Source organism: Mycobacterium sp. 1423905.2 (assembly GCF_001673155.1).
Taxonomy (GTDB): Bacteria; Actinomycetota; Actinomycetes; order Mycobacteriales; family Mycobacteriaceae; genus Mycobacterium.
On sequence record NZ_LZLE01000215.1, the window covers coordinates 20,748 to 44,907 of the forward strand.

The 24,160-nt window shown below is 65.1% G+C and carries 17 protein-coding genes and 1 pseudogene; 7 read left to right on the forward strand and 11 right to left on the reverse strand.

Translation table 11 applies throughout. The features are described from left to right. Positions 1 to 35: 35 nt before the first annotated feature. Positions 36 to 1,823 (reverse strand): annotated as a pseudogene (locus A9W95_RS28400) (toxin glutamine deamidase domain-containing protein); the annotation flags it as partial. Here A9W95_RS28400 and A9W95_RS27955 point away from each other — a divergent pair. Further along, positions 1,740 to 2,315: a hypothetical protein gene (locus A9W95_RS27955; RefSeq protein WP_253851645.1), complete on the forward strand. Its 576-nt coding sequence runs from the start codon at positions 1,740 to 1,742 to the stop codon at positions 2,313 to 2,315. The pseudogene A9W95_RS28400 and the gene A9W95_RS27955 sit on opposite strands and share 84 nt — an antisense overlap. Positions 2,316 to 2,599: 284 nt before the next feature. Here A9W95_RS27955 and A9W95_RS13050 read toward each other — a convergent pair whose 3' ends face one another. From A9W95_RS13050 to A9W95_RS26275, 3 genes are all read right to left on the reverse strand, one after another. Then, on the reverse strand, positions 2,600 to 2,893 hold the full coding sequence (locus tag A9W95_RS13050; protein WP_067413050.1) for a hypothetical protein: 294 nt from the start codon (positions 2,891 to 2,893) through the stop codon (positions 2,600 to 2,602). Between the two features lie 40 nt (positions 2,894 to 2,933). Beyond that, on the reverse strand, positions 2,934 to 3,446 hold the full coding sequence (locus A9W95_RS26270; protein WP_216638167.1) for a YbaB/EbfC family nucleoid-associated protein: 513 nt from the start codon (positions 3,444 to 3,446) through the stop codon (positions 2,934 to 2,936). 70 nt (positions 3,447 to 3,516) lie between these two features. Continuing rightward, positions 3,517 to 3,834: a WhiB family transcriptional regulator gene (locus A9W95_RS26275; RefSeq protein WP_082983072.1), complete on the reverse strand. Its 318-nt coding sequence runs from the start codon at positions 3,832 to 3,834 to the stop codon at positions 3,517 to 3,519. A gap of 368 nt (positions 3,835 to 4,202) precedes the next feature. Between A9W95_RS26275 and A9W95_RS13060 the strand changes: the two genes are divergently transcribed. Then, a complete protein-coding gene (locus A9W95_RS13060) occupies positions 4,203 to 5,339 on the forward strand; it encodes an FHA domain-containing protein (RefSeq protein ID WP_082983073.1) in 1,137 nt (378 codons plus the stop codon). On the opposite strand, the gene A9W95_RS13065 is transcribed toward A9W95_RS13060, so the two are convergent. Beyond that, a complete protein-coding gene (locus A9W95_RS13065) occupies positions 5,332 to 6,120 on the reverse strand; it encodes a DUF5336 domain-containing protein (RefSeq protein ID WP_067413056.1) in 789 nt (262 codons plus the stop codon). The genes A9W95_RS13060 and A9W95_RS13065 overlap by 8 nt on opposite strands. Before the next feature lie 84 nt (positions 6,121 to 6,204). Then, positions 6,205 to 7,872 carry a type VII secretion protein EccE gene (eccE, locus tag A9W95_RS13070; RefSeq protein WP_067413059.1) on the reverse strand — a complete coding sequence of 556 codons (1,668 nt, stop codon included), beginning with the start codon at positions 7,870 to 7,872 and terminating at the stop codon, positions 6,205 to 6,207. Positions 7,873 to 8,025: 153 nt separating this feature from the next. Between eccE and eccB the strand changes: the two genes are divergently transcribed. After that, positions 8,026 to 9,543, forward strand: coding sequence for a type VII secretion protein EccB (gene eccB / locus A9W95_RS13075; protein ID WP_253851646.1), 1,518 nt, complete (start codon positions 8,026 to 8,028; stop codon positions 9,541 to 9,543). Positions 9,544 to 9,554: 11 nt separating this feature from the next. Here eccB and eccD (A9W95_RS13080) read toward each other — a convergent pair whose 3' ends face one another. After that, the gene (eccD, locus tag A9W95_RS13080; protein WP_067413065.1) at positions 9,555 to 11,060 is read right to left on the reverse strand and encodes a type VII secretion integral membrane protein EccD; all 1,506 of its coding nucleotides are present in this window, start codon (positions 11,058 to 11,060) and stop codon (positions 9,555 to 9,557) included. Between the two features lie 99 nt (positions 11,061 to 11,159). Here eccD (A9W95_RS13080) and eccCa point away from each other — a divergent pair, with 99 nt between their 5' ends. The 4 genes from eccCa to A9W95_RS13100 are packed head-to-tail and all read left to right on the forward strand — an operon-like array spanning position 11,160 to position 21,479. Further along, positions 11,160 to 15,176, forward strand: coding sequence for a type VII secretion protein EccCa (eccCa, locus tag A9W95_RS13085; RefSeq protein ID WP_067413068.1), 4,017 nt, complete (start codon positions 11,160 to 11,162; stop codon positions 15,174 to 15,176). Then, positions 15,173 to 16,660: a type VII secretion integral membrane protein EccD gene (gene eccD, locus A9W95_RS13090; protein ID WP_253851647.1), complete on the forward strand. Its 1,488-nt coding sequence runs from the start codon at positions 15,173 to 15,175 to the stop codon at positions 16,658 to 16,660. The genes eccCa and eccD (A9W95_RS13090) overlap by 4 nt, the downstream gene beginning before the upstream one ends. Next, positions 16,657 to 18,090, forward strand: coding sequence for a type VII secretion-associated serine protease mycosin (mycP, locus tag A9W95_RS13095; protein WP_067413070.1), 1,434 nt, complete (start codon positions 16,657 to 16,659; stop codon positions 18,088 to 18,090). The genes eccD (A9W95_RS13090) and mycP overlap by 4 nt, the downstream gene beginning before the upstream one ends. Positions 18,091 to 18,137: 47 nt before the next feature. Beyond that, a complete protein-coding gene (locus tag A9W95_RS13100; protein WP_067413073.1) occupies positions 18,138 to 21,479 on the forward strand; it encodes an AAA family ATPase in 3,342 nt (1,113 codons plus the stop codon). Positions 21,480 to 21,560: 81 nt separating this feature from the next. Here the strand turns inward: A9W95_RS13100 and A9W95_RS13105 are convergent, their stop codons facing one another. From A9W95_RS13105 to A9W95_RS13120, 4 genes are all read right to left on the reverse strand, one after another. Continuing rightward, positions 21,561 to 21,854: a WXG100 family type VII secretion target gene (locus tag A9W95_RS13105; RefSeq protein WP_067413075.1), complete on the reverse strand. Its 294-nt coding sequence runs from the start codon at positions 21,852 to 21,854 to the stop codon at positions 21,561 to 21,563. Between the two features lie 15 nt (positions 21,855 to 21,869). After that, entirely contained in the window at positions 21,870 to 22,139 is a 270-nt protein-coding gene (locus A9W95_RS13110) for a WXG100 family type VII secretion target (protein ID WP_172826613.1), read from the reverse strand. Between the two features lie 82 nt (positions 22,140 to 22,221). Then, on the reverse strand, positions 22,222 to 23,034 hold the full coding sequence (locus A9W95_RS13115; protein WP_067413082.1) for an ESX secretion-associated protein EspG: 813 nt from the start codon (positions 23,032 to 23,034) through the stop codon (positions 22,222 to 22,224). After that, entirely contained in the window at positions 23,031 to 24,107 is a 1,077-nt protein-coding gene (locus A9W95_RS13120; protein ID WP_067413085.1) for a PPE domain-containing protein, read from the reverse strand. Before A9W95_RS13120 ends, A9W95_RS13115 begins: the two co-directional genes overlap by 4 nt. Positions 24,108 to 24,160: the final 53 nt, after the last annotated feature.

The following is a 24,160-nucleotide window of genomic DNA, read 5'->3' on the forward strand; positions in this document are numbered from 1 at the left end:
GGCGGGCGATCCGACGTTGCGCTGCGCTGCGGATCCCACCACACCGGGCCGGAGGCATCTCGGGGGTAGACGACGACAGTCGCGTGGGCGCCATCGAGTTCTGGTGTCCCGTCTGGCTTGAACAAGGGTTTGCCTGTGCTGTCGAACTTCTGCCAACCATTTACCACCAGCGCCGACGACCCGGGACCCATTCGCGTGATGAGTCGGTGCAGAGCTTCGAACTGTTCGGCTATCGGAATCCCCTGGTATCGATGCAGCCCGTCGCCCAGCCAAGCCTTCGCCCGAGCCAGTCCACTGGCCTCACCGAGACGGTTGATTTCGTATCGTGGCGCCGAGACGGTCGGGTGGCCGTGGAACGACGCCAACGCCGCTAGCGCGTTATCCAGGCAATTGTTAGAGCGCCCGGCGACACTGGGGCCGCCATCGTTGATGAGCTGACCATACCCATGGGTGCGGGGGTCTGCCCACACCGCGTAGCTGCCGTCGGGCTGCATGAGCGACACACGAACGGCCGTTTGGTGCGTCGGGTCTTCTACTGGCGCAAGCTCTTTCGGTCCGTAGACGCGGTGATTCGCCGGGTTGTCGAAGCCGGTGGGATCGATCGGGGTAGGGCCCGGTGGCGACGGTATATCGCCGCCGTCATGATGTTCGTCGGCACTCGGCCGCCGGAGGTTCGCGTCGTGCGGCGGGGTGTGCCGGTCCGAAGCGCCGGCACGGCCGATTTCCTGGTTCGTCGGGCGCGCGCCGTGATTAGCGTCAGGTGACATGTGAGTGACAACCGGTGACACGAGCCCTGGGTCAGGCGAGCCGGAAGCCTCCGCAGGCGCGGGCGAATCGCGCTCGCTGCCGGAGTGTTCGGTGCGGTTCGGGACGGCGTCGGTTCGCCTGGTCCGATCTTGCGCAATGGGTGACTCGTCGCGCCTGGCCGGCTGTTGCCCGTCACGCGCTGGCGGATTATCCCGCGGTGGCGGCTGGCCGTCCCGCGGCGCCTGCGCATCGCGTACGGTCTGCGGATCACGCAAAACCGTTGATTCTCTGGCCGATTGAGGGTCACGTGGTGATACGCCTTCTCGGGCTGGGCTTCCCGCGTCGCGCGCCGTGTGTGTGACAGGGTCGTTCGACGCGCGCATGGTGTCCAGGACGTCCTTGACACCGGCACCGGTCGGCGCGAAAGAATCTGCGATTCGCGCCGCTGGGGCACCCGCGGGTTGCCCGGGTGGGGCGGCGGCAGACTCCGCGACACCGGCCCGCGCGGCCGGCGCTTGCGGACTACTCGCGGCGACCGAACCATGACCCGTGGGTGTAGCAGGCGCGTGTCCTGCCGGAGCGGCAGTCGCGCCCCCCGAGGGTGATCCGGTAGCAGGTGCTTCGAGAACATGGGCATGGGCGCCCGCCGGCGCAGCGGTATGCGGGGCGACACCGGCATCGGTGCCGATGAGTGCGCTCGGCCCCAGGGGCGCGGCGTCCTGGCCGTGAGTCCCTAGATTGAGTGGAACATCCGCTTTGGGCGAGGGTGGTCCGGCGGTCTCGGATGTGCTGCCTGCCGGACTTGGAGCGGCCTCAACAGGGTGCGCATGTGAAAGCTCCTCCGACACAGGAGGAGCCACTAATGGCGTACCAGGACGGTCGCCGGTCAGCGCGGCCAATTCCGGGATGCCGCTGGGGTGCACGGCCGGACGCTGCAATCCGTCGACACCGCCAAACACCAAGCCGGCGCCGGCCGCGTCCGCAAAGTTCATGTGCCCGGTCAACGCCTGTTGCGCGGCCAGCGTCCCACCGGCGTTACCGACGAACGAGGCGCCGAAGTTCTTTGCGCGATTCATCGCAGCCGAGCCCGCGTCGACATCGTGAGCGCCGCGCAGAACGGGACCCATCACTGCACCCGAAATGGCGCCTCCTGCAACGTCGTTCCAGAACGACTCCGAGTCGAATTTGCCTCGGTTGCCTTGCAGCATCTGCTGGCCTTGAATTCCCGCGTTCAGCCCGGCCGAGACGCCGGCGTTGATCGCCGCGCCCATCAGGGCCCGGGTGACGATCTGGGCGATGACGCGGGCTACTGCCTCTTCGGCCACTTTGGCGACCGCGGCGCGGATGATTTGGCTGATCGCCGCTTCGGCCACCGCGACGGCCGCCGCGGCTTCGACCGGCGCACCCCAGTTGATCCATGCCGATGCAATGAGCGCGGTCAACGTTGCAGCCAACGCAACGAGATTCGCGATGAACATTTCCTTCGCGAACTCGATCTCCGTGGCCACGTTGTCGACGGCTTCGGCCAACTGGCGCAGCTGTCCGGCGATGGTGTCGATGGATCCTGAACCCTCTGTGAAGGGTCTCAGTCGTTCGTCGAGGGTTTTATGGATCTCGCCGGCGATGAACCCTTCCAGGGTGGTCCGCGTAGCGGCAGTCAGGCCGTCCTTGTGCCGCTCCAACTGGTCGGCGTAGTGCCGCCACCGGTCGGCTTGGCGCCGACACGCGGTTTCGTCACCTTCGGGAAATGGCTCACCGATCAGGTCACCGACCCACCGCAACCAGCCGGGGATTTCAATGCCCACTGGTCATGCACCCCCACCCACGGTGGATGACGCCGACGCAGGCGCGGCTAGCCAGCGACGCCGCCGTCCTGAGCGATGATGCTGTTGGACGCGTCGGTCAGCGCCGGTGCGACGCTATCCACGGCTTTCGCGTAATCGCCTGCGTTGGTGATGACTTGAGAACGATCCGGGTCGAACTTGGCGGCGAAACTTGATCCAATCTTGTCGTGCGACCAGGGCGAGTCGCCGGACAGTTCTCCGTGGAGACCGTTGACCAACGATGTAAGAGAATTTGCGAGTTCCTCGAACTGGGCTGCGGCCGCTCGTGCGGTGCCGTCGTCGTATTCGAATTGTCCTGCCATGGCGTTCTCCTCAGCTGCCGGGACCAGCGGTGTTGGCGCGTCAGTCCTTATCGCGAATCGTCAGTTGCCAATCCTGCGCGTCCTCGGCGAAGTCAGCGCCGGATTGGGTGTCCAAAGCCGCTGCGACCACTCGTCTTTCGCGCGAGTCAGGCGCCGACAAAGGCACCTCCGGTTGGAGATCTTCGAACTCCGCGGCATCTTGCAGTGGCGAGACCCCAAGCTGAGCAACCCTCTGCCATAAGCCCGCCTGAAAAGAATCCGTCTTCGCGCGCATCTTCGCCGCCGCTGCCTGGGCGGCCTCCACGACCGCGGCGCCGACCGTCGGACCGGTCGCCTCCGCCAGGAGAGCGTCATCGAACTCGACTTGCACTACAACACCGCGTGCGTTGACCCAGACATGGACCAGTCGATCTTTCGAGCACGCATCGGCTGTCTGAATCGCCATTTGCTGAGCGGAGCGAGCAGCGGCACTCCGGAAATCTTGGAAACCTGTCAACAATTGGTCGATGTCGACGTCATCGGAGTCGCCGGACAAACCGCCGAATCCGCTCACGACTTCCCCCACTGACAATTCCCCGTAGCTGTCCGGATAGTTTACGGCGTCTCGGCCAGTCAAATATGCACTAATTGCGGCTGCCGCGAGGCCGACCGCGACGACGTGGAGCTACCGGGTAACCGCCGCGCTCGGCTAGTGCCCGCAGTCGGCGTAATGCGAAGTCGCGTGCGCGCCCCGACTCGGGGATCACGACTCCGGCCCACAACCCTTCTACATTCGGATCTTGGTACGCCTCGCGTGCGCACAACGCGCGGCGGGGGCACATCTGGCAGAGCGCCTTTGCTTCGTCGTCAGGCTCGGTGGTCGTCCACCGCTCTGGGTCAACGGTGCACATCGGAACGTATTCGTCCAGCGGCCTGGACAACGGCAGTAGTGCTGCAGTCATCGCTTTTCCCTCCTCGTCGGGCGCGTTTGCGCCGCCGATGCGACGACATAACCACAAAACTCGGGCATATGCAACAACTAAGGCGTAGCCGCTACAACTTTTGCCGATTTGCCTCAGTGTTAAACACATGTACTACAAGAGAGTTGTGGCGGATGTCTGCCCGGATTATTACTCTTCGAGGGGCTCTATGGGGGAAAAACCCGTATTAGCCGGTCCGGTGGGTCTCGATTTTGCACCGGTGAACGCGCGACGGGCGTCTCCATCTGGGAGTGGAGCGGGAAAGATGTAGCATCGACGGACGCAGTGCGGGAGGAAGGCTGTAGCGACGTGCCCGATCGTTTCGGGGTCCAAGCCGGGGGAGAAGCGCGGTGACGTCCGACCAGGGCGTGTCGACTGCGCTTCCCAAGCTGGTGGTTCGACTCGGCGATGAGTTTCACACCTTGGACCCGCAAGCCGGTGTGGCGGTCATCGGTCGAGATGCCTCGGCGACCGTCCGGCTCAGTGATGAACGCGTATCACGCTGGCACGTGCGCCTCGAGCCACACCGGGGTGGTTGGCAGGCCGTCGACACCAGCACCAACGGTATGTATGTCGACGGAGTGCGGCGCAGATCAGTGGTGATCTCGGACGCGACCACCGTCCATCTAGCCAACCCCGAAGGCTTCCCGGTCACGCTCACGCCAAGCGCCGCACCGGACAACTCCGGGGACGTCACCGGCGTCATCGACTTACCCGAGTCTGACGAGGACGAGTGGTGGGACAACGACGTCGACCCGGGCGTAGCTCGGGCCGGGCAAGCCGTCGCAGCCCGTCGCAACGAACTCGAGATCACTCAACGCGGCTTGGCCAAAGACAAGGTCATCAACGCCGGCACCCTGATCGCCTTCGAGAAGGGGCGCAGCTGGCCGCGCCGCGGCACCCTGGCCAAACTGGAGAAAGCTCTGCAGTGGTCTCCCGGCACCATCGCCCGCATTCGCAGCGGATCGACCGTAGCTCCCATAACGGCACCGGGCGCTACCGCCCAGATTCCCGCGGTCGACGAGGCCACCGAGGTGCTCACCGACACCGTTAGTGCCCCGCTCATGGCCGAGGCCGTCGAAGTCGCCATGCACACCATCAACGCGGCCACCGCAGATCTACCCGAGCCCTCCGACCCAGCGTTCACACCGAAAGTCACGGCGATCCTTGCCGACCTACGCAAACTGGAGAACGTGGCGGCCAGCGCGGCCCGCAACGCCAAGGGCACGCCGTCGGTGGTGTTGGCGCTGAGCGCCGTGCGCCGCGCCTACAACGACGTGATGAAGCAGGCCGCCCGTTCACCGAACGCCACGTTGGGTCAGCGGCTCTATGGCGCACGACACCGCGCCGAACTCAGCGTCGAGGAAGCCGCCGCCGCGGCGGGCTTACCGCCTGCCGCGCTGGCCGACGCGGAGGCCGAACGCCCTATTCCCGACGATGTGGCCGCTGCGATTACGACGTTGATCGAGCAGCTGTCGGTTAGCTAGACGGCCGGTATTCAGGCTGGCCGGCTGCAGTCTGTTGCGGTGCGGGAACGGCCGACTGGCCGACATTGGGCAGGCCTGCCGGCGGTGCGCTAGGGGGTTGGGAAGCGTGGCCGAGGGGATGCGCGGATTCCTGGCCGGCGACGAATTCGGCGTAACTGGCTTCTTGAGTAGCCGCCGTTCGCCGCGGCTCGGGCGCCGTCGCGTGCCCTACCTGCGGGGCGTCTGCCTGAGCATTCTGGTATTCGCTCTCCGGAGCGGCCTCGTTGTACTGGCCGTAGTAGTGCGCCGCGGCCTGCGCGTACTGCTCGGCATATGCCGCATACCACGCCTTTTGCTCGTCGACGATCGATGGTTGCGCCCGCAGCGCCCCGGCCGCAATGAGCGCCTGCAGGCCGTTGAGCACCACAACCACCCACAGCGCCCAACCGGGCCGGATTCCCTCTGGGGCGGTGATGAGACTGGCCAGGGCATCCAGGAATCCCAGCGCGGCCAACGCGGCGACGACCACTCCGGCAGGTGTTTGCTTAGCCCAAAGGGCCAGTGCGGCAATCAGACTCGCCAGAACGGCGAATCGAACCGGCCAGGCTAGCCCCGGCACATTCAACATCGGCCCGAAACTGATCAAATAAGAACACACGCCCAGCAGCACGACGGCCAGTGTCAGGTGGCGATGCGACAGACGTGAGTGGTCTTCGGCGTCAGAGGACCACTGCGAATAGCTGCCATAGCCGCTGGGCTGTTCGGCCGGTAAGCTGCCCGGAAAGCTCGACGGGTAGGACATGAGCACTCCTTTGAACCGCCCCAAAACGGGGTGACCTGGGTTTACGCTAGCGCACCCCAACACGGCAAATGCTCACCCGGACTTTCAATCTTCCGCCGCGAACGAGGCTTTCAGGTAACGCATCTCCTCGTCGGTGGCGACCATGGTGACCACCGACGAACCCGCGCGGGTGCTCACTTTGACGGTGTCGGTGTCGAGGTCAAGCAACTCCAGCGCGACATCGGCGTTGGCTGTGACGGGCGAGTTCGGCGGCATCACGATGATCGCCGTGACGCCGACCCGCACCGATTGCTCGGCGACCCCGTCGAACATCTCGACCGAATAGTTGCGATCAGATCCGGCCTGCATGGACCCGCGGTTGAAGTCGCTGACCCATAACAAGTCGTGGTCCTCGACCTCATCGACCATGGTGCGCCACATATTCGGTCGGCGACTGTGCACGAGCACATGGGCTCCCAATGCCAGGGACCGCAACACCACCTGTTGGGCCAGGTGCAAGGTGCCCGCGATCTCCACCCGGCGAATCTGCGGACCGAACAGCGATAGAGCCACTGCGCGCCCATGGTCGTCGGCGCCGACGACCTGACCGCAACCCGACGCCGGTACATCGAGATGCCGCAAAGCCTTGTCGCCGTCGGCATCTGCGGTCGTGTATGCCCAATTGTCGACTTGCCGTGGCGGAGGCGGCACGGGCAGAGTCGCGGCCAGCGCAGAGTACTGATGACCACGTAGGTGGGTCAGCCCGCGCAAATGAATCCGGGCGCGCCCGTGTGTGTCGAAGCGGGCCAAGCCGCGGATGTGCACCGGCCCGCGGGGACGCTGGCGGCACAACGTCAAGCACATGGTGGTGGAGTAGCTGGGAACGGTCCACAGCAGACCCAATCCCGCGGTGGTCAACATGTCCGGTTTGATGGCAAAGCTGCGCAGCCGGAAGCGGCCTTCGCGGCAGGTTCGCCACGTCTCCTCCACGGTGCCGAAGTCCACGCCGTCGGTCAACTGGTTGGTCGCCTGCCCGATCTCGCCCGCCGTCAGTATCCGGGCGCGCAGACCCCCCTCGGTCAGCCGGTTGGCCACCCGGCGAGTGGCGGTCGTTGCCGTGCGCAGGATGCCCTCGCGCCCGCCGCCGCGACGACGCACCGCGTCCGCGCAGCGGGACGGGTCGAAGCGGATGGCGATCCACACGTTGCGCTGCGCGATTGCGGGAAGCGGGCCCAGCACAGCGTCGTACACCGCAGCGACTTGACTGTGACCTTGCGACCGGGCTCCTTGGCTCAGGACATCGATGGAATCCAGAGTGATGTCGAACTGCTGCAGGCATTCCACCAGCGCCTGCACCGGCACGGTCTCCCCGGACACCGTCACACCGGGCTCCATGATGGTCATCGCTTGCGGATTCTCCTCGATCTGCAGCAATGACATCAGAGTTCTTCCATCCCAACGGAATCCGATGAGGGCGCCGTCGGCCATGGGTACGTCGAACGGTTCGGCGGGAACTTTCCGAGCGCCCTTCCGGTTCCTTCTCCGGCGTTGGATCCAGAAGCCGGTCCGCGCAACAACCAACCGCGGCAATGTCATACCGCGTACGCGGATCACCACGATCAGTGCCAGCGCCAGCCCGGCGACGCTGCCCTGCCAGCCAGGAAACCCCAAAAGCGGCGCGATGACGGTTCCTGCTGCCACCAGCAATTGCAGGACCAGCAGGTCGACAAGCGGAAGCAGGCGCTGAGCGCTGATGTCGGTGGTGGACCTCAAGCCACTGGGCTCCGAAGGCTTGCCCGAAGTTTGGGTCGTCGCTGAGCGGCGCGGCACAGTCCGATTCCTACCACAGCGGCAAGGACAAATTGGTGCGCCTTTAGCCGCAGACGCCGTTATACGCTACCGAAGCCTGGTACTTGCCTGACGCTGATGGGGGTGGTTATGCCCGCGCAAGTAACCACGCGCGCGCAAGTCAATGGCTATCGGTTTCTGATCCGGCGGCTAGAACACGCGTTGATTCGCGCCGACTCCCGAATGATCCACGACCCGATGCGTGGGCAGATCCGATCGTTGATGGTCGGCTTGGTAATTGCCCTGCTGATCACCGGCGCCTGTGGCGTATTGGCCTTCTTCAAGCCGACGCCCAACATCGGCAACGCTCAAATCCTGCTGAGCAGTTCCAACGGCGGCCTGTACGTGCGGATCGGCGATCAGTTGCATCCAGTGCTGAATCTAGCGTCGGCCCGAATGATCACCGGCAAGCCCGACATGCCGAAGTCGGTCAGCGACAAATGGCTCAATCAGATCCCTCGCGGGCCCATGGTGGGAATTATCGGTGCGCCGACCAGCATTCGAGGTGGCGCCGACATGCGCAAGTCGGGCTGGACCCTGTGTGACTCGGTCGCGACGCCTGATGTCACCAAGAGCATCGGCGTGGCCAGCGTGCAGACCACGGTGATAGCCGGTGATCTCTTTTTGAACGACGACATCCGCGCCGCCAGAGCGGAGCAGATGTTGCTGGTCAGGTCGGGTGACACCAGTTATCTGATTTACGACGGGAAACGGGCACTGATCGATCCAGCTGACTCTGCAGTTATCGACGCACTGCATTTGCAGAATGCGCAGACGCGCCCAATCTCGGCCGCCCTTCTCAATGCGCTGCCCTCAGTTCCGCCTATCCGCGCGGTGACAATAGACGCTGCCGGAGCCGTCAACCCGATCTTTGCCGCATATCCCGTCGGCTCGATCATCAAGACCGTCGACTCGAGGGGCGAGCAGCTCTATGTCGTGCTCCCCAACGGGCTGCAACCGGTGACCTCCGCGGCGGCTGACATCATCCGGTACAGCAACCCCAACGACGTTGCGGCACAGGGAACTCGCGAAGTTTCGCCGTCACTGGTCAGCCGTGTTCCCATTGTGCACAGCTTGCCGGTCGACCACTACCCGAGCTCGTCGCCACAAGTGGTCAACGACGAACCGGATCGGGTGGTGTGCATGGCCTGGGAACGCGCTAACAGCGCCGCGCAGGCAACGATCAGATTGCTAGTGGGGCACCGGCTTCCGCTACCGGACGGGGCGCAGCCGGTCGATCTGGCTACCGGTGACGGCAATGGGCCCGGAGTCGACTCGGTCTACCTCAGACCGGGTACCGGTGAGTATGTGCAAGCCACCGGAGGCGACGCGGACAGCCGCGCCATGGGACAGCTGTTCTACGTCTCCGACACCGGGGTGCGCTACCACATCAAGGACCTGCCCACCGCCGCGGCGCTGGGCGTCACCGGCGTGCACGATCCGCGGCTCGACGCAGACGTCCCACAGTTCGCGCCCTGGCCGGTGCTGTCGCTGTTGCCCGCCGGCCCGGAGTTGTCCCAGGAAGCGGCTCTGGTCGCCCACGACGGAATGGGCGCGGACCCGCGTGGGTCCAAGGTGGAACCACCCAAGTCCTGAGTGCTCGCCTATTACAGCCGCAGCTCGCGGAAGATCGCGTAGAGACGGACGATCCAGCAGCACAGCGGAAACACCATCACGATGGCGAGGTACTCCAGGATTTCGACCTGCCGGCGCATCACAGGGGAGAATTCCATCCGCGTTGCAACGACTCCGCACGCGACCGCCAGCACCATCAGCACCACCAGCGCCAGTGCGGCCCGGAATTCCCAATCGTCGAGGCTTACAGCCAGTTTGACGATCGACAGCAGTGCGATGGTCATCCCGGCCGCGATCAGCGTTGCGGACTGCGCCAGATCGTGATGGCTACGCCCGCGCAAGCACAACACCGTCGCCACCACGATCGCGAAAGCCGCTCCCTGCCAGTAGAAGCCGTCGCTCACATCGACGGCGAGATAGCAGCCGACAGTCGCAGCGATCGCAGCTGCCACCAGCATGCCGCTCAGGTACTGACTGGCGCGTCGAACCCGTACGGTCATGCCTTCTTCGGTGGGAACGACCTGCTTGCCAACCGCGTTGACGCCCTCGACGGTCGTCCCGCCTTGGGTTTCGATGTCGTCGAGAGGTTCTCCGGCCGTCGGTACGCGCGGTACGGGCAGCTTCGCCAGCAGGATCGTCACTCGGGGCGAGAGATACACGATCGTCACGGACACGGTGGCCAGTACCGCTCCGACGGCGCGTTGCGGCGGGCTCCACAACAACTCGACCGTCGCGGCGATCCCCCCGAACACCGCCAGCGCCAGCACGGCCGCGTGCAGGGCTCGGCCGCGACCGGTGATCAGCAAGACCAGCAACGAGCTCAGCCCGGTCAAGGCAAACGCCATCGGCAGCGACTTCACGCCAAAAGCGTCCGGCACGACATACAGTGAGCCGCCGAAGATCAGCGGCAGAGCCATCGCCGCCACCCATTCCGAGCGGCGCGCACCCCCAGTCCGGTGAGCCAGCACGCACGCGACGATCACCCCAATGATTCCCAGGCCCAGCGCGGTCACGGGGACGTAGAATTCGGTCGCGTGACGGGGCAGTAGAAATGCGGCGATGACGGTCGCCACCAATCCCACCGCGAAGCAGGTAGTCAGCCGCGAGTTCAAACCCCAACGCGTGGGCAATTTTTCGCTCGGACGGGTCTGTTCTGAGACGTCGACCGGCAGGTCGTCGAACAGCATCGGGCGTAACGGCTGGTCGATCTCGCGGATGGTCAGCAACTCACCGTCGTAGACGCCTGCCTCTGTCAACGATCGGCTCGGGTCGATCGGCTCGTCGCCGAGCCGAGCCAGGGTCCATTTGCCTTCAGTGGTGTCGAATACGACGCCATCGAGGCCTGGGTCGACTCTTGTATGGGCAGCCAACTGCTCATTGGCGAGGTCGATCACGTCATCGATGAACGCGGCGATGTTGGTGTGGGCCGGCAAACCGACGTCGAGCCGCAGACCACCGACGACCAAGGTGACGCGGCTGAGTCCCGGTTCGGCCTCAGATTCTGCGTCTAATTCGGACAGCGACGGCGGTAGAGTCAACGCTATCGGCCTCCTGCAGGTTGTGTTACTTCGCTGGTGACATTACCGAGGCATTTAGGCCCAATTAGTCGCCTGTTGGGAGTTGCGGGGAATGACCGGTTGAGTACACAGGGTTTCGTGCGCCGTCTGCGGGTGTCGCCGCCGCGCATGCCGGGCGGTGAAGTCAACCTGCAGCCGCCGCCCGAGGTGCCGAGAGTCATCCCCGGCAACCTCCTGATGAAGTTGCTGCCATTCGTGATGATCGTCGCGGTCATCGGGATGATCGCGCTGATGGTGACGGTCGGGGGGCGCGATCTGACCCGCAACCCGATGTTCCTGATCTTCCCGATGATGATGGTCATGTCGATGGCGGGCATGTTCATGGGCGGTGGCGGCCGTTCCGGCAAGGCCGCTGCCGAGCTCAACGAGGAACGCAAGGACTATTTCAGCTACCTGGCCAACCTGCGCGACGACGCGGACATGACCGGCGAAGGACAGCGGACGGCGCTGGAGTGGAGCCACCCCGATCCGCGAGCCTTGGCCGACGTGGTCGGGACCCGACGGATGTGGGAACGGCGCCCGACCGACTCCGACTTCTGCCATGTCCGGGTGGGTATCGGCACCCACCGGTTGGCGACTCGGCTGCTGGCGCCCGAGACCGGCCCGCCGGAGGATCTGGAACCGGTTTCGACGGTAGCTTTGCGCCGCTTCGTCAAGACGCATTCCGTGGTGCATGCATTGCCTACTGCGGTGTCGCTGCGGGCGTTTCCCGCCATCACCTTCGAGGGGGACCGCAGATTGGCGCGCCAATTGGTGCGGTCGATGGTGCTTGAGCTGTGCACGTTCCACGGTCCCGACCATGTGCAGGTCGCGGTGGTGACCGCTAACCCCGACGGGGAGAACTGGAGCTGGGTCAAGTGGTTGCCGCAAGCGCAGCACCCCACCGCCCGTGACGGCATGGGATCCATGCGGCTGCTCTTCCCCACCTTGGAGTTGCTGGAGCGGTCACTGGCCACCGACTTGGGCGAGCGGGGCCGCTTCAGCCGGAATGCCGAGCCGATAAAGGGTCTCAAGCAGTTGGTGGTGGTGATCGACGACGGCTACGTCAGCGGCGTCGAGCGATTGGTCACCGATGCCGGACTGGACAGCTTGACGCTGTTGGACCTGACTGGATCCGACGCGGCGGCAACTCGACGCGGCCTGCGCCTGGTGGTGGAGGGCGACGACGTGGGCGCGCGTACCGCAGTCGGCGTCGAGCGGTTCGCGACCCCGGACACGGTCACCGTCGCTGAGGCCGAGGCGACGGCTCGCCGCATCGGCCGGTACCGCCTGGCCAGCGCCGCTCACATCGTCAGCTTGGAAGCCGACTCACGCGCTACCGACCCGGGACTGATGGCGTTGTTGAAGATTCCTGACGCGGCCGAGATCGTTCCCGAGCAGGTGTGGCGCAAGAGATCTCCGCGGGAACGGCTGCGGGTACCGATCGGATACACACCCAACGGTCAACCACTCGAGCTGGATATCAAAGAATCCGCTGAGTCCGGGATGGGTCCGCATGGTTTGTGCATCGGCGCCACCGGTTCGGGTAAGTCGGAGTTCTTGCGGACTCTGGTGCTGTCGATGGTGACATCGCACTCGCCTGATGTTTTGAACATGGTGCTGGTCGACTTCAAAGGCGGCGCAACCTTTCTGGGCTTGGAAGGGGTTCCGCACATTGCGGCCATCATCACGAACCTCGAAGACGAGCTGATTCTGGTCGACCGGATGCGCGACGCTTTGGCCGGTGAGCTCAACCGGCGTCAGGAACTGCTGCGCGCGGCGGGTAACTTCCCGAATGTCAACGAGTACGAGCGGGCCCGCGCCAATGGCGCCGAACTCGACCCCCTTCCGGCGCTGTTCATCATCGTCGATGAATTCTCGGAACTGCTCTCGCAGAAGCCTGATTTTGCCGAGCTGTTCGTGATGATCGGTCGGCTGGGCCGATCGCTGCACGTGCACTTGCTGCTCGCGTCGCAACGGTTGGAGGAAGGCAAGTTACGCGGGCTGGACTCTCACCTGTCGTACCGCATCGGGCTCAAGACGTTCTCGGCCGGTGAGTCGCGCAGCGTGCTCGGTGTACCCGACGCCTATCACCTGCCCAGTGTGCCCGGCTCGGCTTTCCTCAAATGTGATGCCAGCGAACCGATCCGGTTCAACACCTCCTATGTGTCCGGAGAATATGTGCGACCGCGGCGGGCCGCACAGGGCAGCAGAAACAAACAACTGGGCGCACTGGCGCCCAAGCTTTTCACCGCCACGCCGGTGAAAAAGGACGAGGCGCCGGCGGCCAAAGCCACCGAAGATGTTGTGGCCGCGAGTGGTTCGTCGCCGACCAAGATGACCTTGCTCGATGTGGTGGTATCGCGGTTGAGGGGTCACGGCCGGCCGGCTCACGAGGTGTGGCTGCCGCCATTGGACAAAAGCCCGGCGATCAACCAGTTGTTACCTGATCCGAAATGGGATGCGCGGGAGAACCTTGACGGGCGACTGCTGTTGCCGATGGGTGTGGTAGACCGACCCTACGACCAGCGACGCGACGTGTTGATGGTCGATTTGTCCGGCGCGCAAGGCAATGTCGCCGTGGTTGGGGGGCCGCAGTCCGGCAAGTCGACGGCGCTGCGGACGCTGATCATGGCGGCGGCTGCCACCCACACCCCCGAGCAGGTGCAGTTCTTTTGTCTCGATTTCGGCGGCGGCACGCTGGCCAGTCTCGCCAATCTGCCCCACGTCGGTGGAGTCGCCGGCCGGATGGACGCCGACGCTATCCGGCGCACGGTGGCCGAAGTGTCTGGTGTGCTGCGCGCGCGCGAGCTGCGGTTCCGCGATCTTGGCATCGAGTCGATGCGCGACTTTCGCCAGCGGAAGGCACATCTGGCCACCCTGCCGCCCGAGGTCGCCGCGAAGGATCCGTTGAGCCGAGACAAGTTCGGTGATGTGTTTCTCGTCGTCGACGGCTGGGCCTCCATCAGAAGTGATTTCGAGGTCCTGGAGCAAACGTTGAACGCGCTTGCGATCCAAGGACTTTCCTACGGTGTGCACCTTGTGGTCTCGGCCTCGCGCTGGATGGAGATGCGCCCCGCGGTCAAGGACATGCTTGGCACCCGGATCGAGTTGAAATTGGGTGATTCGCTGGACAGCGACGTGGGTCGCAAATTCGCCGAACTGGTGCCGGTGGGTCGGCCCGGCCGAGGCATGACGCACCAGCGTCTGCACTTACTGATCGCCTTGCCGCGGTTGGACTCGAGTTCCGGCGTCGAAAATCTGTCCGAGGGCGTGGCCGCGTCGGTGGAAGCGGTGCGCGCCCATTACGGCAAGCGGCAAGCACCCCGGGTGCGCATGTTGCCGCACAGTCTGGACCGCGCCGCGGTGATTCGGGCGGCACGGTCGGCCGGCATGCTGACCAAGTCACGGTTTGTGATCGGTATCAACGAAGCCGAATTGATGCCGGTCGTGCTGGATTTCGACGCGCAACCGCATCTGCTGGCGATAGGTGAGGCGGAGTGCGGCAAGACCTCGCTATTGCGCAATATCGCTGCGGGGCTGATGGAGAACGCCACGCCCGAGGAGTGCAAGATCATCCTCGTGGACTTTCGCCGGTCCATGCTCGGCGTCGTGGCGAATGAGTACCTGGGTGGTTATGCCACCGGATCGCAGTCCTGCACGGAATTGATGACGGCGCTCGCCGCGTCTTTGCGGGACCGATTGCCGCCCAGCGACATAACTCAGCAACAGCTCAAGGACCGATCGTGGTGGTCGGGACCCGACCTCTTCGTCATGATCGACGACTACGACCTCATCGGCGGTGGGTCGTTGTCGCATCCCCTCGGGCCCTTGGTCGAATACTTGCCGCAGGCCCGCGATATCGGCCTGCGCGTCATCCTTACGCGTCGCATTGGCGGTGCTCAACGAGCCATGATGGACCAGTTCATGGGTCGCCTCAAGGATCTGTCGTGCAATGCGCTCGTGATGAGCGGAACCAAGGATGAAGGCGCGTTCTTCGGTTACAAAGCGACCGAGATGCCCCCTGGGCGCGGCATGTTGATCTCGCGCACAACCAAAAGCGGAGTGATCCAGCTGTCGAAGATGGCGGACCTGTGACCGGAGTCAGTGAACTTCGGCACACGCACGTGGTATCGCCTGCGCCCGAACAGATTCGGGTGTCTGTTTACGGCGGACGAACGCAATTGGACATCGCCCTGCCGTTGGATGTGCCGATATCGGGCTTTGTGTCAGACCTGGCGCGGTTGGTCCGATCGAGAGACACCGGCGCAGACGATGACCCTGCTACCAAAGACGAACGGCGCAGCTTCTGGGTGCTCAGCCGGTTCGACACCGGCGCGGTGCTGCGACCTGATCGAACGCTGCGCGAGGCCGGAGTAGCCAGTGGTGAACTGCTGCGACTGTCAGCCGAACGGGCCCTGTCGCCACCGACGTTGTACGACGACGTGGTGGACGCCGTCGGGCGGCTCAACAAAGCGGCCTACGCCGCCTGGGGCGCGGTGTCTGCACGCTGGATGGCTTTCGTCGCAATCCACCTGGCGGCCATCGGAATCGTCTACTGCCTCGTTGGCCGGGTCGACGCGGTCAATCACTGGGCGATCGTCGGGCTGTCCGGGGTGGTGGCGTTGACGCTTGTCGGCGGGGCGGCGATGGCTCACCGTTCTTATCGGCTCGATGATGTCGCTGCTGGGCTCGGATGGGCGGCGATTCCGATAACCGCCGGAATCGCCTGGACCGTACTGGCCCGGTACGGCGAGTACGGTCTGGCTGCCGCGTGTGGTGCCGTGGTGGTCCTGTGCGTCGTCTACGACCGGGTGATTGGAACCGGGCATTGGGCGTATCTGGCCGGCGCGCTGCTGTTCGGTGTGGTCGGCGTCGCCCTGCTATGCCGTGCGTTGCACCTGCGCGCCGACGTGGTTTTTGTGAGTCTCGCGCTGTGCGGAACCCTGCTGTGCCTTCTGGTGCCGAGATTGACCGCTCGGCTGGGGCGATTCAAGACACCGACCGTTGAGGCCGAACCCAAACGCGAAGCGTGGGACTTCGAAAACCCGTTCGAGCCCACTGCGGCGAGCCGGCAGCGAGACGACGATTCCGGCGTGGCACTGCCGACCGCGGAAGCTGTGTGGGCCAAGGCCGAATCGGCGGCCATCACGCGGGCGGCCGTGCTGTTCGGCTTGGCTGCGGCAGTGGCGGTAAGCCTGACCCTGCTCTTGAGCGACGGCGCCGGCGTGCGTTGGCCGACGTTCGCCTTGGCGTTGGGCTGCGCTGCGGTGTTGGGTTTGCGGAGCCGGATTTTCGACACGTGGTTCGAGCGTGCCGCTGTGGCCGCTCCGGCCCTCGCCATCGTCGCTGGTGCGTGTGTGCTGGCTCAGCGCGGGGTGCAGCCGATGCCGGTGGTAGCTGTAGCGGTGTTGCTCGCCATCGCGGTAAGCGCTGCGCTAGCCGGTTTGTCCCGGCCGGTTGATCGAGAGTCTGGGCGGCTTTCGACGCTGGCCGCTTACTGCGAATACGTGGCGGTGGGTTCGTTGCTTCCGTTGGGACTGTGGGTCGTCGGCGTCTATCAGCGGTTGGGACTGCGATGAGGGGTGGCCGGCGGGTTGCTGCCGTGGTGGCCGCGGTCCTGTTTGCAGTGGTGTTGCAGCCCGCGCCGGCCTGGGCGATTCGTCCGCCGGTCGTCGAACCCGGCCCTCCGCCGAACGGCCCGCTGGGCCCGATCGAGCCGACAGATCTCAAGGCGATCTGCGGAGTGCCGACCGGAGTTTTGCCGCAGACCGACTTCACGTTGCAGACGAGCGCGGAAGCGATGCTCGGATACTTGAACGCCTGGCGCTTTTCCCGCGGGGCCGGACAGAAGGTCGCGGTCATCGACACCGGAGTCAACCGCAACCCCCGGCTGCCGGCGTTGGAAGGCGGCGGCGACTATGTGTCGAACGGCGACGGTCTGCAGGACTGTGACGCCCATGGAACGCTGGTCGCCGGCATCATCGCCGGCACGCCCAGCCCGAACGACGGTTTCGCCGGCGTCGCGCCCGAGGCGTCGATTCTCTCGATTCGGCAAAACAGCACCGTATACGGCGTCAAAGAGGGTGGTTCCGCGCAAACCAACGACCCCAATGCGACGTCGCCCGGCTATGGCAACACGTTGACGTTGGCTTACGCCGTCACTCGCGCGGTCGGCCTGGGCGCCACAGTCATCAACCTCTCCGAGGTGGCATGCAGTCCGGTCGGCGCCGGACTCGACGATGCCCCGCTGGGGCGGGCGGTGCGCTATGCCTTCGAACACAACGTCGTGGTGGTGGCGGCGGCGGGCAACTTCAACAACCAGGGCCTGTGCAAGACCCAGAACGCCATGCCTGATCCGAACATGCCGCTGCGCAGCGGATGGGAGTCGGTACGCACCGTCGCCAGCCCGGCCTGGTTCGACGACTACGTGTTGACAGTCGGCGCGCTGACCACCGCTGGAGAGCCCGCCGACTTCAGTCTGCGCGGCCCGTGGGTTGGTGTTGCCGCGCCGGGGGAGCGGATCGCTTCACTCGACTCGAATGGCCCGGGTTTGATCAACGCCGTCATGAGCCAACAGGGGCTGGCGCCCATCAACGGCACGAGTTTTGCGGCGCCGTTCGTTTCCGGTGTGGTGGCGCTGATCCGATCTCGATACCCGGAATTGACCGCCGGTCAGGTCATCGATCTGATCAAGAGGACCGCTCACACTCCGGGCGCGGGCCCGAACGAAGCCACCGGTTTCGGCGTGATCGACCCGGTCGCCGCATTGACCTATCGCCTGCCGCCGGCCAACCAGGTACCCAACCCCGATACCGCGGCTCCGATCGCGGGACGGCCGCATCAGGACCCGCGCAGTCAGCGTGCTCGCATCATCGTGCTGTCGGTGACCGGCGGTGCCATCGCGCTGGGCGCGGTGGCCTGTGCCTATGCAGTAGCCAGACGTCGGCGGGAGGCGCGCACGGTCGATGCTGCCACCGACGGTTGGAAGCAAACTCGAACTGAAAATTAAGCGTTTCGCGCTACGTACCATTGAAGACGGCGTTGAGGAACTCTGCGATGGAAGGGGGGACTTTGCCGAAGCACACACCTGCCGAGGGTGAGCGCGGCTCGTTGGCGCGTCCCCCCTGGCTGCCCGACGAAAAGAAGCGGCGGCGCGTCCACCTCGGCCGAGGTAAACGGCACGACGACGCGGCACCGGTTCCCGACGAAGACGTGGAGCAAGACGCCAACGCTTCCCATCCACGGCCGCAGCCCGACGTCGCGAAGGGTGGCTTCACCGAATCCCGCGCCGAGCACCAGCGCACCGGAGAGCCACGCGACGAATCGCACGACGCCCCCGAACCCGCGCCGCAGGCCACCGACGATGCTCGACCCCGGCGAGTGGCGGTGGGGTATGACCGCATCAAGCGTCTGCAGAACATGGAGTCGTCCTCGCCGCGAGTGGCCGGGCCTCCTGGCGGTCCACCGCGAGTCCCACTCCCAGCGCGCCACCGGGTGGCTGCCCTTGCGCGCGACAACGCACCGCCTCCCGAGCAACCCATGAAGGCCGAACGGGACGAGTCGTCGCGGCAGCACGATGCTGCACCGACAGGGCGCTACGACGCGGATTCGCTTTCCTCCGCCAGTTGGACAGCACCGGAGATCGCGCCGGTTGCGTCCTCCGATCCCGCAGGGGACGACGCCTTGCCCATCGACCAAGGACAGCCGCGTCATTCGGCCCCTGACCCGGAAGATGACTCCCAGGTACCAGAATCCGCCGAGCCTGCGTTGCCGTTCGAGGAACCGGCACGCGCCTCGGATCAGGAGCTAGAGCTTGCTCAGACCGAGCCTGCGGATACGGAATCGACTGCCACACAAGCTATTTCATCCGGCCTTGAGCCAACGGCGGGGGCGACGGTTGAGCCGGAGTCGAGCTACGAGCCGGCGCCTGAGCCGGAGCGGCGGTCTGAGCCTGACCCGGTAGCCGAAGACGACTTGCCGGTCGAGGCGACGGTGGTGCCGGAGCCTGCTCCGGTGCCGGAGTGGCTGGCTGAGCCTGAGCCGGTAGCGGAGAACGAGTTGCCGGTCGATCGGGCGGTCGAGCCAGACCCTAGCCCCGAGCCGGTGGTCGAGCATGGGTGGCGGTACAAGCCTGCACCGGAGCCTGAGCCGGTAGTCGAGGGCGAGTTGCCGGTCGAGGCGACGGTGTCGTCGGAGCCTGCTCCGGTGCCGGAGTGGTTGGCTGAGCCTGAGCCGGTAGCGGAGAACGAGTTGCCGGTCGAAACGGCGGTCGAGCCAGACCCTAGCCCCGAGCCGGTAGTCGAGCCCGAGTGGCGGTACGAGCCTGAGCCGATGGCCGAGGTCGACTTGCCGGCCGAAGGGACGGTCGAGTCGCAGTCGCCAGAGCCGTTTGAAACGTATTCGGGGACGCAGGAGTCCGGTGCGGTTGCGGAGCAATTCGAGCCGGAAGTACTCGTGTCGGCGACTCCCGAATCCTCATACGAGACGTCGACTCCGGATTGGTTTGCAGCACCCATGGAAATCTCGGAGCCACCGTCGCCTACACCCCAGCCGGCCGCAGCGGACACCACGCTGCTGGATGAGCCTGCGATCGATGACGACTCGCATGATGAGGAATTGGCGCAGCCGGAGGCGAGTCAAACAGGCGAGCTCGACGAAATCGAGTTGCGCGCCGCGGCCCTACTCGAGCAGATGGCGGCTAAGCGTGCGCAAGCCGCAGCAGAAACCGACGTCGCACCCGACGAGCCAGAGGATTTCGCCGAGTGGATGCCGGAATCGTCAGCGCCGTTGATGGATTCCGCCGATCCTGAGTTGGCGTCAGAGAAGGTTGAGCCTGCGGCCGGCTGGGCGGCGGAAACCGATCCGGAACCTGTTGGTTCACCGGATGGCTTATCAGCCGAGGAATTGGTGTCCGAGCCGGTTGATGCCGCAGGGGAGTCGGACCGGGAAACATCGGTGCCGGTTGTTGAGACGCCGCCGACGCTACCCGTGGCAGACCCCGCGCCGGATCCAGGCGAAAATGCGCCCGCCGCAACGCAAACAGTGGAGACCGCATCGCCGCCCGAGCAACGGTCTAAGGGATCGGCCACCCGCCGTCCGGTTCTCCCGCCATGGCAGATGGCGGGCTCAATGATTAGCGCGCAGTTCGAACATGTTGCGGCACATGACCCGCCGCCCCCGCAAGCATCGTCACCGCGGCAACAAGAAGCGCCGACCGCGCAGTACCCGCCGCCGCCCGTACCCGACAGCGGAATAGCGCCTCAGCCGCCCCGCCCACGACCACGGCCCGGCGCAATACCGCCGCTGCCGCCACCGTTGCCTCCCGCCCCGTTTCCGCCACCGCCGTGGTGGCCAGCACCCGGTCAGCGCGCCGCGCCGCCACGAGCACCGCACCCCGTAGCGCCGCCGAATCCCGCGCAGCCGCCGGCCAGCGGTCGGCCCCAGCAGTACCAGCCGTTCCGGGTGCCGCCACCGATCGACGAGGCCGAGATCGCCCATCCCGATCGGTTCGCGCCGCCCTCAGGCTGGCGCCGTGCGGTGCACAAAGTGACGTCGGGACATGTGAACCCGGGTGCATCGCGCAAGGAACGACGACAAGAACATCTCCTCGCCGAGATCCGGCAGCCAATCGTCGGTGACTTCCGTATCGCGGTGCTGTCGATCAAGGGTGGCGTCGGAAAGACGACGACCACCTTCGGATTGGGCTCGGCGCTGGCAACTGTTCGACACGATCGGGTGATCGCGGTCGATGCCAACCCCGACCGTGGCACCCTGGGGGAGCGAGCCGGTGACCTGTCGACCCGCTCCACCGTGCGTGATCTGTTATCCGATCCGAACATCAACCGCTACGCCGACGTCCGCAACCACACGTTGATGGCCACCAGCCGACTGGAAGTCCTTGCCAGCGAGCAAGATCCAGCCGTTTCAGAGATTTTCGGCGCCGACGACTATCGGCGCACCGTAGACATCTTGCGGCACTTCTACAACATCATCCTGACCGACTGCGGCACCGGGATCATGCACTCGGCGATGTCAGCCATCTTGGACTTGGCGCACACCATCGTGCTGGTCAGTTCACCCGCCATCGATGCCGCACGCAGCGCCTCGGCGACGTTGGATTGGCTTATGCAGCACGGGCATTCGGGCCTGGTTCGGGAAGCGCACGTGGTATTGAGCGCCTCGCGTCCCGGCTCGGCGGCGCTGAAGTTGGACAAAGTCTACGAACACTTCCAACCTCGCTGCCGCTCAATCCATCTGATCCCCTTCGATCCCCATCTCGCCGAGGGCGCCGATGTTGATTTCGGCCGCCTCAACCCCGCGACGCGGCAGGCCTACCTCGAACTCGCGGGATCGGTAGCGCAGAACTTTGGACGACTGCGTCCGCGTGAACAGTCCTGAGGCTAATCAGCCCCGATAACAGCGAAGGCCCGAACTTCCGGAATCGGTGAGTTCGGACCTTCGCCCGGGTGCGTCAGCGGATCAGAAACCACCCGCGAGACTCGAGTCCAACGCCTGCATTTCATCCTGCTGGTCGCTGGCGCTCGCCCCAGTGGCCTGGACGGCATGCAAGAAGTCTTCGAGTTTCTGATTGATACGCAGGTGAGCGGCCTGCAGAGCTTCAGGCGTCGCACCTTCCCACAAGTCCGAGATGCCTTGGAAGACCCTACGGACATCATCAGCGATGGTGTGGATGTCAGTAACGACTCGCTGAATGTGGTCCAAACCGTCGTGGTTTTCGGCGAAGTTGTACAAGATGTCGCTGGTATTGGCCATGTTAGTTCCTCCTCCTCACATCGCCTGTTGTTCGATTTGCTTGGCCTTGTCGCGAGCCTCGGCGACGACATGGTCCAACTCATTGCTGACCGCCGTCAGGTCTTCATCGTGGGCTTGCATGGCCTCACCGAAACGCCTGGCTTGCCCGCCGTGCCAGGAGCTTTGGATCATCTCCTCGGCGCGCAGCCGCATGTCTTGCTGTCGCGACTTCACCTGGCGGACCTGCTCTTCGATATTGCTCAGTGTCTGTTGTGCCTGTTCTGGTGACAGGGCAACTTGACCCATCTTCATCTCCTGTCTGTAGTTCTCCGGAATCCATTCGGAGAGCGCCTATGTGGAATGCGTGGCTGGTTCGTCAACTGTGTCCCTAGAGCCTCTCCCATCGTTCCGCGGATAACTCGACGAGCTGACTGACCGCCTGGCCTAGGGCATGGTCAGATCCTGGCTTGAGCGTGGTCCACAGCTGCCCACTGGGAGAAGCGCTGGGTGCACCCACAATTCGGCCGTGTTTGGTGTAAAACACACCGACCGCGGCGGGCTGACGGGTGATGCGGTCCTCGTCGCTCAGCAGGGTGTAGTAGACGATTTCGGCGAACGCGGCGCGGGATGCCAGCGCCGCGCCCAGCGTCATGGCGGTGCGGGGCTCGGCGCCCAGAGCCCTCACCCGGTCGGCCAACTGCGCCGCGTCGTGGGTGCCCACCAGGTAGCGACTGACCGCCTCCAACGGTGCCGGCACCGGGGTGAATTGGGCGGCCTGGGCGCGCGGAAGTTCACCGACCAGCGCGCGGGTGGCCGCGATGAGGTCGGCCGGACCATCGAGGACCCGCAGCGTAATCTCGTTACCCACCCGGCGCGCGATTACCTGGAAATCACCGCGCCGCACAATGGTCAACCGCGCCATCCCGTCGGGCGTGACAAGCCGCATGGCCAGCTCCCGGTTGGGACGCTGCAAGGACTGCAGCAGCGGGACCAGGTCGGGATCAATCGCACCGTCGGTGATCAGTCCCCGCGCAATCAATCCACGGGTCGCCGCGTCGATTGCGGTGGTGAACGCGTCGACGGTGGCATAGCGGGGCTTCACGGCCAACACGACGGGGAAACCTTGGACGCCTACCCGTGCGGCGATGACCTGGAGCTCGTCATCGGTTAGCGTGAAACCCGTTGTCAGAGCAGTGGTCACAGCGACACCTCCTGGTCGGCGCCAATCACCGGTGGCGAGACCCAACGATCGGAGACATGCTGCAGTGTGCGCTCCGGTTCCTCGGCAAATCCGTCGATGTGCTGCGGCTCGGGTCTGGCCAGGTCGTCGAATATCGCTGTGTTGGGGCCCCAGCTCACGTTTGAGACCACGAACGGCGCATCACTCTGCTGCGCAGCGGGCAACCAGGAGTGCCCTGCGTCGGACAAGCCGGCGCCTGCTTCGCCGCCGCCTTCCAGCGTCTCGGCCTCGCGGAACGACTCGTACGCGCGGCTGCCCTCGTCGCGCCGATGCCCGGCCATAGGAGCGTAACCACCAGCGCCGCGACCAAATCCGTTACCACCGGACGCGTCGCTGGCAAACCTGGTGTTCTTCAACGGTTTTGCCTCGGCACTCGATTTCACCGGCGTTGCCATCATCGGCGAGAGTTGACGCGGCGCACCGCCCCCGCCGCCGCCGCCATGGGACCCCCCGCCGCCTTTGCCGTCCTTCTCGGTCTTGAGCGCGCCACCGTTGGTTACTTGCGGAGGAACAGGCTGTTCCCAGGGCTGGGCCAGTTCGGTGACGGCGTCCTCATAGCGGTGCATCACCGCCGCGGCGTCTGCCTGCTGGGCGGAAGCGGCTTCGTCAAACTCGGCGAAACTGCCTTGCAGGATCGCACCGTTGTAGGCCGACAGCGAGGCCATCATGTCTTGGGCCGCTTTGGCTTCGATCGCTTCGGACACGCTGGGCATCGATAGGATCGCCACCGTGTTGGCGACGGCGGCCTCTTCGGCACGGCGTCCGTTCGCGGCCGCGCTGAGGCTGGCCGCCTGCAGCCACTTGCCGAATGCCTCGAGTTTGCGCACCACAGCTTCAGAAGTGCCGCTCTGCCATGACACGCGTAAGCGCTCGATGATCTGGTTGTAGTCTTGGGAGATCTTGGCGAATTCGTTGGCCACTCGAATCCACGCTGCGCCGGCTTCGCCCACCGAAGAAGGGCCGGGGCCCTCGGTCAAATCACGCGCAAGCTGCTCGGTGCTGCGCGATTCCCACATCACATTGGTGAATCCCATGCCTTGGCCCCCCTTCTGTCAGCTCGCACGAACGTCGCCCCCATGCGACTGTT

Coding starts and splice junctions, on each gene's coding strand:
- A9W95_RS13050 (WP_067413050.1), bottom strand. CDS start 2,893: ATGGCAGGACAATTCGAATACGACGACGGCACCGCACGAGCGGCCGCA.
- eccB (WP_253851646.1), top strand. CDS start 8,026: ATGGGGGTGGTTATGCCCGCGCAAGTAACCACGCGCGCGCAAGTCAAT.
- A9W95_RS13100 (WP_067413073.1), top strand. CDS start 18,138: ATGGAAGGGGGGACTTTGCCGAAGCACACACCTGCCGAGGGTGAGCGC.
- A9W95_RS26275 (WP_082983072.1), bottom strand. CDS start 3,834: ATGACTGCAGCACTACTGCCGTTGTCCAGGCCGCTGGACGAATACGTT.
- A9W95_RS13120 (WP_067413085.1), bottom strand. CDS start 24,107: ATGGGATTCACCAATGTGATGTGGGAATCGCGCAGCACCGAGCAGCTT.
- A9W95_RS13110 (WP_172826613.1), bottom strand. CDS start 22,139: ATGGGTCAAGTTGCCCTGTCACCAGAACAGGCACAACAGACACTGAGC.
- mycP (WP_067413070.1), top strand. CDS start 16,657: ATGAGGGGTGGCCGGCGGGTTGCTGCCGTGGTGGCCGCGGTCCTGTTT.
- A9W95_RS13065 (WP_067413056.1), bottom strand. CDS start 6,120: ATGTCCTACCCGTCGAGCTTTCCGGGCAGCTTACCGGCCGAACAGCCC.
- A9W95_RS13105 (WP_067413075.1), bottom strand. CDS start 21,854: ATGGCCAATACCAGCGACATCTTGTACAACTTCGCCGAAAACCACGAC.